The sequence below is a fragment of the Streptomyces sp. NPDC059477 genome, assembly GCF_042749375.1.
Lineage (GTDB): Bacteria > Actinomycetota > Actinomycetes > Streptomycetales > Streptomycetaceae > Streptomyces.
Genome location: NZ_JBHYUG010000002.1, coordinates 44,013 through 59,331, shown reverse-complemented (window position 1 = coordinate 59,331; position 15,319 = coordinate 44,013). Strand labels below are relative to the sequence as shown.

General features: G+C 71.2%; 13 protein-coding genes and 1 pseudogene. 9 read left to right on the top strand and 5 right to left on the bottom strand.

All coding sequences use genetic code 11. From position 1 onward, the window contains the following. Positions 1 to 35 precede the first annotated feature (35 nt). From ACFXAZ_RS01410 to ACFXAZ_RS01390, 5 genes and pseudogenes are all read left to right on the top strand, one after another. Positions 36 to 1,256, top strand: a complete 1,221-nt coding sequence (locus ACFXAZ_RS01410) for a hypothetical protein (RefSeq protein WP_384583265.1) — start codon at positions 36 to 38, stop codon at positions 1,254 to 1,256. Positions 1,257 to 1,398: 142 nt separating this feature from the next. Then, positions 1,399 to 2,777 (top strand): annotated as a pseudogene (locus ACFXAZ_RS01405) (amidohydrolase). A 147-nt stretch (positions 2,778 to 2,924) separates the two neighbouring features. After that, positions 2,925 to 4,121, top strand: a complete 1,197-nt coding sequence (locus ACFXAZ_RS01400) for a cytochrome P450 (RefSeq protein WP_384583262.1) — start codon at positions 2,925 to 2,927, stop codon at positions 4,119 to 4,121. Between the two features lie 122 nt (positions 4,122 to 4,243). Continuing rightward, positions 4,244 to 4,933, top strand: coding sequence for a DUF899 domain-containing protein (locus ACFXAZ_RS01395; RefSeq protein WP_384583259.1), 690 nt, complete (start codon positions 4,244 to 4,246; stop codon positions 4,931 to 4,933). A 156-nt stretch (positions 4,934 to 5,089) separates the two neighbouring features. Next, positions 5,090 to 5,275, top strand: a complete 186-nt coding sequence (locus tag ACFXAZ_RS01390; RefSeq protein ID WP_384583256.1) for a hypothetical protein — start codon at positions 5,090 to 5,092, stop codon at positions 5,273 to 5,275. 17 nt (positions 5,276 to 5,292) lie between these two features. Here the strand turns inward: ACFXAZ_RS01390 and ACFXAZ_RS01385 are convergent, their stop codons facing one another. The 3 genes from ACFXAZ_RS01385 to ACFXAZ_RS01375 form a co-directional block, all read right to left on the bottom strand. Then, positions 5,293 to 7,233, bottom strand: a complete 1,941-nt coding sequence (locus ACFXAZ_RS01385) for an ABC transporter ATP-binding protein (RefSeq protein WP_384583584.1) — start codon at positions 7,231 to 7,233, stop codon at positions 5,293 to 5,295. Positions 7,234 to 7,754: 521 nt separating this feature from the next. Then, positions 7,755 to 8,198, bottom strand: coding sequence for a hypothetical protein (locus tag ACFXAZ_RS01380; RefSeq protein ID WP_384583254.1), 444 nt, complete (start codon positions 8,196 to 8,198; stop codon positions 7,755 to 7,757). Beyond that, positions 8,195 to 8,836 carry an ATP-binding protein gene (locus tag ACFXAZ_RS01375; protein WP_384583251.1) on the bottom strand — a complete coding sequence of 214 codons (642 nt, stop codon included), beginning with the start codon at positions 8,834 to 8,836 and terminating at the stop codon, positions 8,195 to 8,197. The genes ACFXAZ_RS01380 and ACFXAZ_RS01375 overlap by 4 nt, the downstream gene beginning before the upstream one ends. Positions 8,837 to 9,247: 411 nt before the next feature. On the opposite strand from ACFXAZ_RS01375, the gene ACFXAZ_RS01370 reads away from it, so the two are divergent. The 3 genes from ACFXAZ_RS01370 (at position 9,248) to ACFXAZ_RS01360 (ending at position 11,537) form a co-directional block, all read left to right on the top strand. Further along, positions 9,248 to 10,108 (top strand): helix-turn-helix transcriptional regulator, encoded by an 861-nt coding sequence (locus tag ACFXAZ_RS01370; RefSeq protein WP_384583248.1) that lies wholly within the window; start codon positions 9,248 to 9,250, stop codon positions 10,106 to 10,108. Next, positions 10,109 to 10,384, top strand: a complete 276-nt coding sequence (locus ACFXAZ_RS01365) for a DUF397 domain-containing protein (RefSeq protein WP_384583245.1) — start codon at positions 10,109 to 10,111, stop codon at positions 10,382 to 10,384. Positions 10,385 to 10,724: 340 nt separating this feature from the next. Next, on the top strand, positions 10,725 to 11,537 hold the full coding sequence (locus ACFXAZ_RS01360) for an SAM-dependent methyltransferase (protein WP_384583242.1): 813 nt from the start codon (positions 10,725 to 10,727) through the stop codon (positions 11,535 to 11,537). A 126-nt stretch (positions 11,538 to 11,663) separates the two neighbouring features. Here the strand turns inward: ACFXAZ_RS01360 and ACFXAZ_RS01355 are convergent, their stop codons facing one another. Then, complete coding sequence (locus ACFXAZ_RS01355) at positions 11,664 to 13,079, bottom strand: PLP-dependent aminotransferase family protein (protein ID WP_384583238.1); 1,416 nt, start codon at positions 13,077 to 13,079, stop codon at positions 11,664 to 11,666. Positions 13,080 to 13,119: 40 nt separating this feature from the next. Here ACFXAZ_RS01355 and ACFXAZ_RS01350 point away from each other — a divergent pair, with 40 nt between their 5' ends. Beyond that, on the top strand, positions 13,120 to 13,719 hold the full coding sequence (locus ACFXAZ_RS01350) for a carboxymuconolactone decarboxylase family protein (protein WP_384583235.1): 600 nt from the start codon (positions 13,120 to 13,122) through the stop codon (positions 13,717 to 13,719). Positions 13,720 to 13,809: 90 nt separating this feature from the next. Here the strand turns inward: ACFXAZ_RS01350 and ACFXAZ_RS01345 are convergent, their stop codons facing one another. Then, entirely contained in the window at positions 13,810 to 15,297 is a 1,488-nt protein-coding gene (locus tag ACFXAZ_RS01345) for a glutamate synthase subunit beta (protein ID WP_384583232.1), read from the bottom strand. Between the last annotated feature and the right edge of the window lie 22 nt (positions 15,298 to 15,319).

Here is a 15,319-nt window from a genome sequence, read left to right as displayed (position 1 = left end):
TAGATCCGAGAGATCCATTGGTTCCACATGGAGCCATGACGGGAGCGAAAGATATGGCCCGGGTGCTTGTTTCACCGTCGTACGGCAGCGCCGCGACACGGCAACACTGGAAGGACACGGTCGAGCAGCAGGTCGCGTTCACCGAGCACCGGTACGACACCCAGCTGACGGCCGAGCACCGCGCGCTGCTGCTCGGCCTGCATCCCGAGGGGACGGCCCGGTTCTGGGGTGCGACTCCCGCCCACGACAGCAAGTTCCGCGAGGTGCGGACGGGCGACGTCGTGCTCTTCACCGGGCAGAGCAAGGTGCGCGCTATAGGAGAGGTCGGAGCCGTCTTCCGCAATCGCTCGCTCGCCGATCTGCTCTGGCCGCCGCAGCCCGGAGGGGACAGCTGGCACACGGTGTACAGCCTGCTGGACCTGGTCGACGCCGAGATTCCGTACGCGGAACTGAACGCGTCCCTCGGCTATCAGCCCGCCTTCAGCTACCCCGGCCAGCTGCTTCTGCGGGGCGACAAGGCACGGTCGGTGTTGGAGGACTTCATGATCACGACGAGTGTGGCGTGGGAGTCGGCGCTCGTGTCGGCCGGTGGGGCTGGGGAGCCGGGCAGTGATCCGGACGACCGGGACCCGGACTGGAATCCGGTCTCTGTCCCTGTCCCGGTCCCTGTCCCGGTCCCTGTCCCTGTCCCGGTCCCTGTCCCGGTCCCGGACCCGGTCCGGGTCGCGGCTGCCGAGGAGATGCGTACGCGCCGGACGGGCTATCAGCGGGCGCGGCGGATGGTCGTCGTCGATCGGTTCGAAGCCCAACTGGTCAAGGAGTATCGGGCGTTTCTCCATGCGCGGGGCGAGTCGGCGCAGCGGTATTACTGCCGTTCGGGCATCACCGACCTCTATGTGCGGGGAGCGGCGGGGGCCGAGGTGGTCGAGGCGAAGAGCACTGCCGCGCACGGGCATGTCAGGGAGGCACTGGGGCAGTTGCTCGACTATGCGCCGCACAGTCCTGAGCCCGCCCGTAGTCTCGCCGCGCTCTTTCCGGAAGCGCCCCAGCCATGGGATGTCGAACTTCTGCACCGTTACGGCATCGATTGCGTCCACCGAGAGGGCGGTCCGGCGATGTTCCGGCGGCTGCCGGCGCCGGAGCAGCGGCGGGAGCTGATGAGGGCCGTGTGGGGGCAAAAGACGCCGGGTTTCACGCCGAGCATTCCGGCGCCCGATCGTCGTCGCTCCCCGAGCCCCACCCGTACCGGCGCGTGATTCGACCTCGCTGCCGCCGCCCGGAGATTCGTCGGGGTTCGGGTTCGGGTTCGTGGTCGGGAAGGCGTCGTCCTCACGGCAGCCCGGCGACCAGACGCCCGGTTCGGATCCCCCCAGGCCCCCACCGCCGTACCGTGGCGCGATGAACCCGAGTGCCGATCTTCTGATCACCTCCTGCACCGTGCTCGTGCAGGGCGAGGGCGAGGGCGAGAAGGTGGGGTTTCGGGAGGGTGTCACGATCGTGGTGCGGGGCGGGGTCGTCGACGCCCTCGTCGATGCCGCCGATGCCGTGGGGATGGCGGGTGGTGAGGTCATCGACGGGCGGGGGCAGGTCGCGCTGCCCGGACTGATCAACTGTCATACGCACGCCCCGATGGTCGTCCTGCGCGGGATCGCCGAGGATCTGCCGATCGAGGAGTGGTTCGACGACGTCGTCTGGCCGGTGGAGACCAACCTCACCGAGGAAGACGTGGCGTTGGGGGCGCGGCTCGCCTGCGCCGAGATGATCCGGGGCGGCGTGATCTGTTTCGCCGACCACTACTTCGCCATGGACGCCGTCGCCGCAGTGGTCGAGGAGTGCGGGATGCGGGCGCTGCTCGGCGAGGCGTACTTCTCGTCCCAGGGGGATCGGGGGCGCGAACGGCCGCTGGAGTTCGCGCTGCGGTACCGGGGGAGCGCGGGCGGCCGTATCACCACCGCGCTCGCCCCGCACGCCCCCTACACCTCACCGACCCCGACCTCGCCGCCACCGCCGACCTCGCCCGCACACACGGTCTTCCCGTGCACCTCCACGCCGCCGAGAACTGCGCACAGGCCGAGGCAGCCCTCGACCGGCACGGGGTCCCCCCCATCGAGACACTCGAACGTGCCGGGCTGCTGGAAACGGACCTCCTCATCGCCCACGGCACGGGGATTCTCGACCGCGACCTTGCCGTACGGGGCCGCGCCGGGGGCCGTATCGCCGTCGCCACCGCCCCGCGCGGCTATCTGAAGTTCGGCTGGCCCACCACCACGCCCATCCGCGCTCTGCGCGAGATCGGCATTCCCGTCGGGCTCGCCACCGACGGGGCTGCCTCCAACAACTCCCTCGACGTCTGGGAGTCCATGGCGCTCACCGCCCTGGTGCAGAAGTCCGTGACCGGCGATCCCCGCTGGCTGACCGCCAGCCAGGCCCTGCATCATGCCACGGTGCAGAGCGCCCGCGCGGTGGGGCTGGGGAACACGATCGGCGGCATCGCGCCGGGGCGACGGGCCGACATCGCCCTCGTCGATCTCACCGGGCCGCACACCCAGCCCGTCCACGACCTCGCCGCCACCCTCGTCCACAGCGTCCGCTCCGGCGACGTACGGGCCACCGTCGTCGACGGACGGGTGCTGATGCGGGACCGGCAACTGCTGACGGTCGACGTGCCCGCCGTCGTACGGGAGATGACGGCCCGCATGCCCGCCCTGCTCGACCGGAGCCATGGGCGGCGGATTCAGAGGTACCAGGAGTCGGAGGAGGCGGAGTCGGAGGGGTAGGAGGTGGTGTCTGGAGTAGTTGGTGTGTCCGGGGTGTGGGGGGCGTGCGGGGACTGACGTCGGTCGTCGGGTGGGTGTGTCGCTCGTACGGTGAGTGAGTTCGGCTCCTGTCCATCCCACGTGGTCCCCGCCCGGTTTCATAGGGGCATGGATCTCGCCGACGGGCTTCTCGAACAGCCCTACGACGTCTACCGGCGGCTGCGCGACAGCGCCCCCGTGCATCGCATCTCCGGGCCCGATGGCACCCCGGCCTGGCTCGTCACCCGGTACGACGATGTCCGTGCCGCCCTCGCCGACCCCCGGCTGTCCCTGGACAAGCGGCATGCCACGGTGGGCGGTTACCGGGGGTTCGCGCTGCCGCCCGCGCTCGACGCCAACCTCCTCAACATGGACCCGCCCGACCACACCCGCGTCCGGCGCCTGGTCGGTAACGCCTTCACCCCGCGCCGGATCACCCGCCTTCGTACGCCCGTACGACACACCGCCGACCGGCTCCTCGACGTGCTCGGCCCCGACGGCACCACCGACCTCATCGCCGCCTACGCCGCGCCCCTGCCGATCACCGTCATCTCCGATCTGCTGGGCGTGCCCGGCCCGCACCGCCGGGACTTCCGGGTCTGGACCGACGCCCTCGTCGCCCCGGATCCGCAACGCCCCGAAGCGGCTCGGCACGCGGTGGCCGCCTTGCTCGCCTTCTTCACCGCCCTCATCGCCGACAAGCGCGCCACCCCTGGCGACGATCTGCTCTCCGACCTCATCGCCGTACGCGACGAGGGCGACCGGCTGAGCGAGAACGAACTGATGTCGCTCGCCTTCCTCATCCTCTTCGCCGGCTACGAGAACACCGTGCAGCTCATCGGCAACGCCGTACTGGCCCTGCTGCACCACCCGGACCAACTCGCCGCCCTGCGCGCAGACCCGGGGCGACTGCCCGCCGCCGTCGAGGAGTTCGCGCGATACGAGGGGCCCGCGCTGCTCGCCATCCGGCGCTTCCCGACCGAGGACATCACCCTCGGCGGCGTCACCGTCCCGGCCGGTGAGACCGTCTGGCTCTCGCTCTCCGCCGCCAACCGCGACCCCGTCCGCTTCCCCGGCCCCGACCGGCTCGATCTGGGCCGGGACACCTCCGGGCATCTCGCCCTCGGCCATGGCATCCACTACTGCCTGGGCGCCCCGCTCGCCCGCGCGGAGACCGAGATCGCCCTCGCCGCGCTCCTCGAACGGTTCCCGCGGCTCGCCCTGGCCCCGGCGGACACCCATGATGACGCCGGCCTCCGCTGGCGGCCCTCGCTGCGCGCCCGAGGACTGCTCACCCTTCCGGTGTCGTACAGCTCAACCATCTGACCTGCGAAGAAGGTTGGGCCGATGGACGGGGCGGGATTTCTCGGAGAAATTCCGGGTCGCGCGATGAGTTCCGGTGAGTCCGGCAGTCACCACCTCAACGGGACTGTCGCACAGGAGGATCCATGTCGCTTCCGAAGGTCGTATCGCGCGAAGAGTGGCGCAGGGCACGGCAAGAACTGCTGGCCAAGGAGAAGGCGGCGACCCGCGCGCGAGACGCCCTCAACAGGGAGCGGCGCGGGCTGCCCATGGTCGAGATCGACAAGGAGTACGTGTTCGAGGGAGGCAACGGCAAGGCCACCCTGCTGGACCTCTTCGAGGGACGCGATCAACTCGTCGTCCACCACTTCATGTTCGCCCCCGAGTGGGAGAACGGCTGCCCCGGCTGCTCGTACTTCCTCGATCAGCTCGGCCACCCGGCCCATCTGCACGCCCGCCGCACCTCGTTAGCGGCCGTCTCCCGGGCGCCGTACACCAGGCTGCTGCCGTTCAAGGCGAGGATGGGCTGGACGGTGCCCTGGTACTCGTCCCACGACTCCGACTTCAACACCGACTTCGAGGTGACGCGCGAGCGGGACGGAGAGCTGTTCGAACAGCCGGGGCTCAGCTGCTTCCTGCGGGACCGGGATCAGGTCTTCCACACCTATTCGACGTACGACCGCGGACTCGACGGGCTCGGCTCGGCCACCGGCTTCCTCGATCTCACCGCGCTCGGACGGCAGGAGGAGTGGGAGGCACCCGAGGGGCGTGCGGAGGCGTTCGGGCCGCTCGCGGGCAGCGCGCACCTCAAGTATCACGATGAGTATGTGGATTGATTCGGGTTGATGTTGATTGACATTGATTGAGGTGGGGGGTGTGGATGCCTCGCTCCACCGGTCAAGAAGGTCTCGGTCCGGCGACAAGGCGAGCCGATCGGCCTCCGGAAGACGTTGACTCTCACAGGTTTCGACGCTTTCTGGAGGTGCGAGACGGTGAACGGGCGGCGGGTGCTCGAACGCTTTCCCGCGGGCGGGCCGCGCGGATCGTGGCCCGCGGAGGAGTTCGCGCAGGCCCGGCGGAGGGAAGGGCCGGCGGCCGAGGTGGTCATGGACCTCGCGTCGAACGCGTTTCCGGTGATCGTGCGGGGTGGGGAGGGCGCGGGGGGTTTGGTGGCGTGAAGGGGGCGTCCGCCCTGTCAACCGGCCTTGGGCGCGGACGTCGGTGCCGCCGACGCCCGTGCCGCTGCCGACGCGGGTCTCGGGACGCGTGCCGTCGTGAACTGTTCCGCCTGGAGCGCGTACAGCTCCGCGTAGATCCCGCCGGTGGCCAGCAGCTCGTCCGGAGTGCCGGATTCCATCAGGCGGCCACGGTCCAGGACGTGCACCAGGTCCGCGTGGCGGACCGAGGCGAGCCGGTGGGTGATCAGGACGACCGTCTGGCCCGCCCCGGCCAGTGACCGAATCTTTTCGAACACCTCCAGTTCGGCGCGGGCGTCCAGCGCGGCGGTCGGTTCGTCCACGATCAGGATGCGGCCCTGCCGGTACGCGGCCCGTGCGATGCCGAGCCGCTGCCACTGGCCGCCGGACAGCTCGTGGCCGCCGCTGAACTCCCGCGCGAGGAGGGTGTCCAGCCCGTTCGGCAGATCCGCGACCACCCCTTCGGCCCCGGCCTCGCCGACCGCCTTGGCCAGCCGCTCCTCGGTGAGGGGCGCGGAGGAGCGGCCGACGGCGACATTGACCCGCGCGGTGAAGGGCCAGCGCTTGAAATCCTGGGCGACCATGGCGACGCGCGCGGCCAGCTCGTGGCGGTCGGCGCCGGCCGCGTCCACGCCGTCCCACAGGATCCGGCCGCGGTCGGGCGAGTACAGACCGGCGAGCAGTTTGACCAGGGTCGTCTTGCCGGAGCCGTTCTCGCCGACCAGGGCGACGATCTTGCCGAGGGGCACGGAGAGGGTGACGTCGGCCAGGGCGGGGCGGGGGCGTTCACCCGGGTAGGCGAAGCTGACGTTCTCGAACCGGATCTCGCGCGGCTCCTCGGGCAGCGCCGCCCCGCCCACGGGGATCATCCGGCGTTCCGCCTCCTGGTGCAGCCGCTGGAGGTCGCCCACGAAGAGGGCCTCCTCGTGGAGCGAGTTCACCTCCACGACCAGGGTGTCCAGGTTCGCCGAGCCGGTGCGGATCGCGATGACCGCCGTACCCGCGACGGACAGTGCCATCGCGCCGCCCAGCAGCAGGCCGCCCAGGGTGGCGTACGTCGCCACGGTCGCCAGGCCCGTCCAGGTGGCCGCGATCAGCCCCGTACGGGCGGCGAGCTTGGCGAGACGGGCCTGTTCGGCCTCCGCGTTCTCCGACATCGAGCGGAAGTGGCGCAGCAGGAACGGGCCGACGCCGTGCAGCCGGATCTCCGGGGCGGCTTCGGGCTGGATGAGCAACTGGCCGATCAGCCGGCCGGCCCGCGCGTGCTGCACCCAGGCGTGGAAGGACTCGTACCGGCGACGGGCCATGGTCAGCGCGCTCCAGGCGCTGGGCAGGGTCATCGTCACGAGCAGCGGGAGCAGCGCCGGGTGGAGCACGGTGAGTACGCCGGCCGCGGCGACGAGTGAGATGGCCGCGTTCACCACCCGGGTGGCGTACGAGATCATCCGTCGGGCGGAGGAGGCGCCGTACTGCGCGGTGTCCAGGAGCTTGTGGAAGGCGTGGTCCTCGATCGCCGACAGCTCCACCGCCGCCGCCCGTTCCAGATACTGCTCGGTGGCGACCCGCTCCACCTTGGGCTCCAGCCGTCCGGTGGCGTACGTGGAGGCGGCACGCAGCAGCGCGGACAGTACGGTGACGGCGGCGATCGTGACCAGCGCGGGGAGCGCGCCGCGCAGCCGGTCCTCGATCGGGCCTGCGGCGATGAGACGGCCCAGCGCGCTGTTGACGGCGAGCAGACTGACCGCCTGGGCCAGGCCCCGGGCGATCTCGGCGGTCAGTACCGTGCGGGTGGCGCGGCGGTCGGCCGCCAGGGCGAGGCGCAGGCTGGCGGTGAGCAGGGCCGGGAGGCGTTTGATCATCGCCCGGAAGTTGAGTTCGAGGAAGGCGTCCTCGTGCTTGCTCCAGCCGAGGTCGTAGCGCAGTGGGCCGCCGAAGAGCAGCCGCTCGGAGTCCGATACCTCGGGTGCTTCGGGTGCCTCGGGTGCTTCGGGTCCCGGGGGTGCCGGGGGCTGTTCCGCCGGGTTCGATCCGTCGGGCTGCTCCTCTGTCCGGCCGCCTCTCCGACCGCCTCTCCCCCCGCTTCTTCGCGTGCCCAACCGTCGGCCTCCCGTCCGTCGACGAACGGCCCACTATTGCCGCCGGGGGAGCGAGGGGGGAGGGCGTGGCGGGGCGCGAAGGGGGGAGACGGGGGTGCGACGGCGTACGCCGGAGGGTGGGGGCGCCGGGGCGGGCTGGCGGGCGGCCACGGCGGACGGATCTCTACGGAGCTTGCGCTTTCGGGTGAGCCCTACCGGTATCCGGTAGCCCTACCGGTATCCGGTCCTCGGCGAAGTACTACGGCCCTCAGCGGAGCCCTGTCGGCCCTCAGCGGAGCCCTGCGGCCCCCCCGCGAGGCCATACGACCCTCAGCGGCACTCTGCTGGGCCGCACCCGGAGCAGCCCCACGCCCTCTGGCGGAGCCCTACGCGCTGACCGGCCGAGACCAGCTGGGCGTCGCCCCCGTCAGGCGGCACAGTGCCAGATACAGGGGGATCGGCGGCGTGTACGGAAGTGTCCCGTCGGGCCGGTGGATCAGCTTCGGGGCGTCGGCGACCAGCGCGCCCGCCGTGTACTGGGCCGGGGCCGGCCAGTCGAGGGCGTAGTCCGAGTCGGACGGGACCAGCCACCACCAGTGCGCCTCATCGGCGTAGACGCACCCCACGCGCGGCAGCCGGGGTATGACCAGCGGGCCGAAGTCGGCGGGTACCGCCACCGCGTCGCAGCCCATCGGTGCGGTCATCCCGTCGGGTACGGACAGCTTGCGGGGCGCACCCGGCACCGACGCGCCCGGGGCCCGTACCCCGCGCCCCAGACGGACCAGTGTGTCCAGGCTGAGCACCTGTCCGCCGCAGGACACGGCATTCACGGCCTACCCCTCTCCCCGTCCCGCTCGCGCGGCATCATGACCGGGCTGCGCAGCAGCGCGTCGGCCCCCTCGTCGTCGCCGGAGCCGCCCTTGACCGGACCGGGCTTGGGGCGGGCGCCCCAGCCGAGGTCGCCCCGGGGGGCGACCTCGGCCTGTCGCGGCAGCTCCGCCCAGACCAGCAGCCCAGGGCCATGCTCCTGAGCGCCCCAGGCCCGGCACAGGGCGTCTATGAGGAGCAATCCCCTCCCGTGCTCCTCATCCGGCCGCTGTGGCGACGGCTGGGGCTCACCGGGTGCGAAACCTTCGTCCCGCACGGCTATGCGCACCAGGTCGTCGCCGTCGTGCAGCTCGCAGACGACGATGTCGCTCGCGGTGTGCACGATCGCGTTGGTGACCAGTTCGGAGACCACGAGGGCCGCCGTGTCGCACGTGTCCTCGCACACCGACCAGCCGGTCAGCCTGGCCCGGGTCAGCCGTCTGGCCTGCGCGGGGGAACCCGGATGCGCGGCCAGTTCGAAGCGGAACCGGCGCTCGGCGACGGTCTCGGCGGGACCGGCCGGCGTAGCGGCGCCGTCGAGGCCGAAGGGGCCTGCGGCGGCGTCTGCTCCTAAGGGCGGGGACGGAATCACGCTTGCCACTATCGCCCCGCCGTGAACACTTGGCAAGTGTCACTCTGAAAATTGCAGAGTGCCGTATGACTCTCTGCACGGTCGTGGCACACTGCTCGCAACAGCATGTGGAGCGGCGTCAGTTCGAAAACGAAGGTCTGTTCACGCCTTCGAATACATTTTCGAAGGGCGCCGTGAAGCCTGTTGGAGCACTTGCCATTGCGCCTGCCGGAATGCCTGCCGGAGCACTTGTCAGGATCTACCTGTTTGTCCCTTCGGGGGTCCCGGAGGTCCAGAGGCTCCATGAGTCCTCCTGGCCCCCTGAGCCCCCCGAGCCCTGAAGCCCGTTCGAGCCCCTGAAGTGCGTCCGGGCCCCTGGATCCCCAGGGTCCCCTGAGTCCGTCGAGTCCATCGAGTTCTTGTGTGGAGTGGAGGTGGAGCGTGAGTGAGCCACGGTCCGCGCCGACGGTCGGCCAGGTCGTCCTCGGCCGGCGCCTGCTGGATCTGCGGGAGAGCGCCGGGCTCAAGCGCGAGGAGGCCGCCAAGATCCTCCGCGTCGCGCCCGCCACGGTCCGCCGGATGGAGATGGCCGAGGTCGGGCTCAAGATCCCGTACCTCCAGCTGCTCCTGAAGGCGTACGGCGTCCAGGACGAGGAGGCCGAAGCCTTCGTCCAGCTCGCCGAGGAGGCCAACAAACCCGGCTGGTGGCAGCGCTTCCACGACATCCTTCCCGGCTGGTTCTCCATGTACGTCAGCCTGGAGGGCGCCGCCCGGCTCATCCGCAGCTACGACCCGCACTTCGTCCCCGGCCTGCTCCAGACCGAGGACTACGCGCGCGGCGTGCTCAGGGCGGGCGCCGTCGGCCAGACCCGGCCCGACGACATAGAGCGCCATGTCGCCCTGCGCATGCAGCGCCAGGACCTGCTCACCCGCGCGGACGCGCCCCGGGTGTGGGTCGTCATGGACGAGACCGCGCTGCGCCGCTCCGTGGGCGGCCCCGAGGTGATGCGGGGGCAGATCGACCGGCTGCTGGAGGCCACCGAGCTGTCGAATCTGACGCTCCAGGTGATCTCGTTCGCCTCAGGCCCGCACCCCGGTACGTACGGCCCCTTCGTCCTCTTCCGATTTGCCATGCCCGAACTGCCGGACATGGTCTACAGCGAGTACCTGACCGGCGCCGTCTACCTGGACGCGCGTGCCGAGGTAGCCACCTACCTGGAGGTCATGGACCGCATGGCGGCACAGGCCGCTACTGCACAACGTACGAAGGAGATCCTCAGGGATCTCCGCGAGGAGCTGTGAATGGATGGCATCACGTCCCAGCCGAGGCCGTTGACCCGCATGGCGCGGATCTACAACGGCATGCCTGCCCGCGAGCTGGGCAGCGAAGGCTGGCACAAGCCGTGGAGCGGCGGCAACGGGGGCAACTGCCTGGAGGCGATGAAACTCGCCGACGGCCGGATCGCGGTCCGGCAGTCCACCGACCCCGACGGCCCGGCGCTGATCTACACCACCGACGAGATGACCGCCTTCATCGAGGGCGCCAAGGCGGGGGAGGCCGACTTCCTGCTCTCCTGAACGACCTTGCTGCTTTTCCGTGCCCAGCATCCCTCACCACCGCCGACTGAGCGTCAACTGAGCACCAACTAAGCACCGGCCACGCTAAATTGACCATTGACCGCAGGACCGGGATCGCTCACCACGGGGCGATCCCCCGACCAGTCCGATCCGTACGATCCACTTGATCCATATGGACCTGCCTGACCTGTACTGACCTGTACAACCTGGACTGACCGTACTGATCTGTACTGGCTTGTACAGACCCGCGCGTGACCTCGGCCCGCGTCTCGCTCCCCCTCTGCTCGTCCGTTCTCGTTCGTTCCCGTCTCTTACCCGTCCGACGCTCACGGAGTGGCTCATGACCGGGCTGGACCCCATCGGCGCCATCGAGATCGACACCAGCAAGCCGCACCCCGCACGAATGTACGACTGGTATCTCGGCGGCAAGGACAACTACCCGGTGGACGAGGCCATGGGCCGGCAGATGCTCGCCCTCGACCCCAGGGTCCCGGTGATGGCACGGGTCAACCGGGCCTTCATGCACCGCGCCACCCGCTGGCTCGCGGGGCAGGGGATACGGCAGTTCCTCGACATCGGCACCGGCATACCGACCGAACCCAATCTGCATCAGGTCGCCCAGGAGATCGCGCCCGACGCCCGGGTCGTGTACTGCGACAACGACCCGATCGTCCTCGCCCACGCCGCCGCCCTGCTGCGCAGCACGCCACAGGGCGTCACCGAGTACGTCCAGGCCGATGTGCGTGACCCGGCGACCATAGTCGAGGCCGCCGGGAAGGTCCTGGACCTCACCCGGCCCGTCGCCCTGTCCCTCGTCGCCCTGCTGCACTTCGTCGCCGACGAGGACGGCGCCCATGAGCTGGTCACCCGGCTCGTCGCCGCGCTTCCCGCCGGCAGCCACCTGATGATGACCCACGCCACCGGCGACTTCACCCCGCAGGAGTCGGCCGCCGCGACCGCCACGCTCAAGGCCGCGGGCATCACCCTCGCCCTGCGCTCCCGCACGGAGTTCGCCCGCTTCTTCACCGGCCTGGAACTCATCGACCCGGGTGTCGTCGTGGTCGACGAGTGGAAGCCGGAGCTGGGCGAGCCGGTGCCGGGGCAGAACGACGGGGTGATACCGGGGTACGGGGCGGTCGCGCGCAAGCCTTGAGACGAGGGAGGGGCGAGGCGGGGGAGGGGGAGGGGGAGGGGTGATGGGCGTCGGGAGAGGGGAGGGGCCACGGGACGCAGGCCCCGTGGACCGCCGAACTCACCAGGCCGCATCGACCCCCTCTGCCTACCCCGGCGGCAGCACCCCGCACAGCGCCTCCAGCGCCGCCCCGTACGCATGTTCCGCCGGGGTCGCGTAACCGACGACCAGACCGTCCACCGGCGGTGTCAGGGCCGCCGGATGGCGGAACGCGGACAGGCCGTCCAGGGCCACGCCCTGCCAGACGGCGGCCTTGACCGCGGACGCCTCGGTGCCAGGCGGCAGCCGCAGCACGGCATGCAGTCCGGCCGCCACACCGGTCACCCCGATGCGCGGCGCCCGTTCGGCGAGCGCCGCGACCAGCCGGTCCCGCCGTCCCCGGTAGTGCTGGCGCATGCGCCGCACATGACGGTCGTAGGCGCCGCACAGGAGGAAGTCGGCGAGGCTCAGCTGGTCGAGGACGCTCGCCCAGCCCTCCCGCTCACCCTTGGCGGCCAGTACCTCCGCGACCTGACGCTCCGGCAGCACCATCCAGCCCAGCCGCAGCGCGGGGGACAGGCTCTTGCTGACCGAACCGATGTAGATCACGTGCTCGGGGGCCAGCCCCTGGACCGCCCCCAGGGGTTTGCGGTCGTAGCGGAACTCCCCGTCGTAGTCGTCCTCCAGCAGCACCCCGCCCCGCGCGCGTACCCGCTCGATCACCGCCGCGCGGCGCGAGGCGTGCAGCGGGCCGCCGGTCGGGAACTGGTGGGCGGGCGTGAGCAGAACGGCCCGCTCCCGCCCCAACTCCTCGACCCGCGCACCGTCCTCGTCCAGCGGCAGCGCGACGGTCCGTACCCCGGCGCCGGCCAGCAGGTCGCGATGGAAGCCGAGACCGTACTCCTCCACGGCGAGCGGGCCGCGCAGCACCCCGCTCGCGGCGAGCAGCCGCAGGGCGTGCGCGAAGCCGGAGCAGATCACGATCCGGTCCGGCTCGGCCCGTACGCCACGCGCGCGTGCCAGATACTCGGCGAGCGCCTCCCGCAGTTCCCGGCGTCCGGCCGGATCCCCGGGCCCGAACGCGTCATGGGGCGCCTGCTGGAGCGCCCGGCGATAGGACGTGCCCCACGCGGCGCGCGGGAACGCCGACGCGTCCGGCGTTCCCTGGCGCAGATCGTGTCGTGGCCCACGCGCGCGTGGAGGTGCCTTCGGGGGCGTTCGCCCGGCGTGTCGTGTCGGCCCGGCGATCCCCAGGGCCACCCGCGTCCCCGACCCCTGGCGCGCGGTGAGCCAGCCTTCCGCGACCAGTTCCGCGTAGGCGTCGGCGACCGTGTTGCGGGCGACCCCGAGGTCCGCGGCGAGCGAACGGTACGGCGGCAGCCGGGTGCCCGGGGGCAGCCGTCCACCGCGTACCGCCTCCCGCAGCGCCTGGATCAGGGCCGCCCGCCGACCGCCCGGCCCGGTCAGCTCCAGATGCAGATCCGCACCGATGCGCTCCGCTGAATTGACCCACGAATCTGCCATGGGATTGAACTCTACCGCCGGTCTTTCCGGACGTAGATTCATGGTCATGACGACGAACACGATGACGGCGACGGACGCGATGACCACGACGAACACGATGAACGTGACGGACGTGACCGACGTGACGGACGTGACGGACGCGATCGACATCCCCTCCGCTCCTGCCTCTGCCACCTCCGCCGCAGCCCGAAAGCCCCGCATCGACATGGCCAAGGCCGCCCCGAAGGTCTTCCGGGCGATCATCGGCTTCGACGCCGCCGCCCGCGAGGGCCTGGACCCCGCTCTCGTCGAGCTGATCCAGATCCGCGCCTCACACCTCAACCACTGCGCCTACTGCCTCCACCTGCACACCAACGACGCCCGCAAGGCCGGTGAGGACGAGGACCGGCTGCACCTGGTCGCCGTGTGGCGCGAGGCCCGGCACTTCTTCACCGCCAAGGAACAGGCCGCCCTGGCACTGACCGAGGCGATCACCCTGGTCGCCGACGCCGGCGTCCCCGACGACGTGTACGCCCAGGCCGCGGCCCAGTTCGACGAGACCGAACTGGCCCACGTGATCTCCCTGATCCTCACCATCAACACCTGGAACCGGGTGGCCCTGGCGACCGGCAAGGTCGCGGGAACGGACGAACGCCGCTGACCCGCCCGACGGGGGTGAGCGGTGGCGCCGAGCGGCGCGGCGCACGCCATTCGCGCGCCCCAGGGCGTGGCCGCGCCGCGTCGGCCCCGCTCAGACGGTCATCGGCCGGTCGTACGGCGATATCGGCGCCGGCAGTGTCGAACTGCCCGTCAGTGCCCGGTCGACGGCCGCCGCCACCGCCCGGCCCTCGGCGATCGCCCACACGATCAGCGACTGCCCACGGGCCGCGTCCCCGGCGGCGAACACCCCGGGGACGTTCGTCGCGAAGTCCCGGTCCCGCGCGATCGTGCCGCGCGGCTCCATGGCCAGCCCCAACTGCTCCAGGATCCCGTCCTCGCGGTCCGGCCCGGTGAAGCCGAGGGCGAGCAGCACCAGGTCGGCCGGGAGCGACCGCCCGGTGCCGGGGCGCGGGCGGCGCCCGGCGTCCACCCCGACCAGATGCAGCGCCCGCACCCTGCCGTCCGCGTCCCCCGTGAAACGCAGCGTCGACGCCGCGAACAGCCGCGCGTCGGCGTCCGCCGCGGGCGCCGTACCCAGCTCGCCCGCCTCCTCGTGCGCCCCCGACAGCCGGTAGATCTTCGGGTACGTCGGCCAGGGCTCGGCATCCTCGTCGCGCGCGGCGTCCGGGCGGCCGTAGATGTCCAGCTGCGTCACGGACGCGGCCCCTTCCCGGACCGCCGTCCCCAGGCAGTCCGCCCCCGTGTCGCCGCCCCCGACGATCACGACATGCCTCCCGGCGGCCGACAGCGGGGACACATCGAGGTCGCCCTCACGCACCCGGTTGGACAGCGGCAGATACTCCATCGCCTGGTGGATACCGGTCAGTTCACGCCCCGGCACGTCCAGTTCACGCCACGCCGTCGCACCCGTGGCCAGGACGACGGCGTCGTAACGGGTCCGCAGCTCGTCCGCGCGGACATCCCGGCCCACCACCATCGACGTACGGAACTTGGTGCCCTCGGCACGCATCTGCGCCAGCCGTCGCTCCAGATGATGCTTCTCCATCTTGAACTCGGGAATGCCGTAGCGCATCAGCCCACCGAGCCGGTCGTCCCGCTCGTACACCGCGACCGTGTGCCCGGCCCGGGTGAGCTGCTGGGCGGCGGCCAGCCCGGTCGGCCCGGAGCCGATGACGGCGACCGTCCGCCCCGACAGCCGGTCGGGCGGCCTCGGCGGCGCGAAACCGTCCGCCCACGCGCGGTCGGCGATCGCGCACTCGACGTTCTTGATGGTGACGGCGGGCTGGTTGATCGCCAGCACACACCCCGCCTCGCACGGCGCCGGACACAGCCGCCCGGTGAACTCGGGAAAGTTGTTCGTCGCGTGCAGCCGGTCCGCCGCCGCGCGCCAGTCCTCCCGCGACACCAGGTCGTTCCACTCCGGGATCAGATTCCCCAGCGGACAGGCGTCGTGGCAGAACGGGACCCCGCAGTCCATGCACCGGTCCGCCTGCTTGCTGATGATCGGCAGCAGTGCCCCTGGGACATACACCTCGTCCCAGTCACGCACCCGCTCCTCGACGGGCCTGCGCGGCCACTCCCGCCGGGGTGTGGTCATGAATCCCTTGGGGTCTGCCATGGGCGTCTTCCTCGGGGAGGTT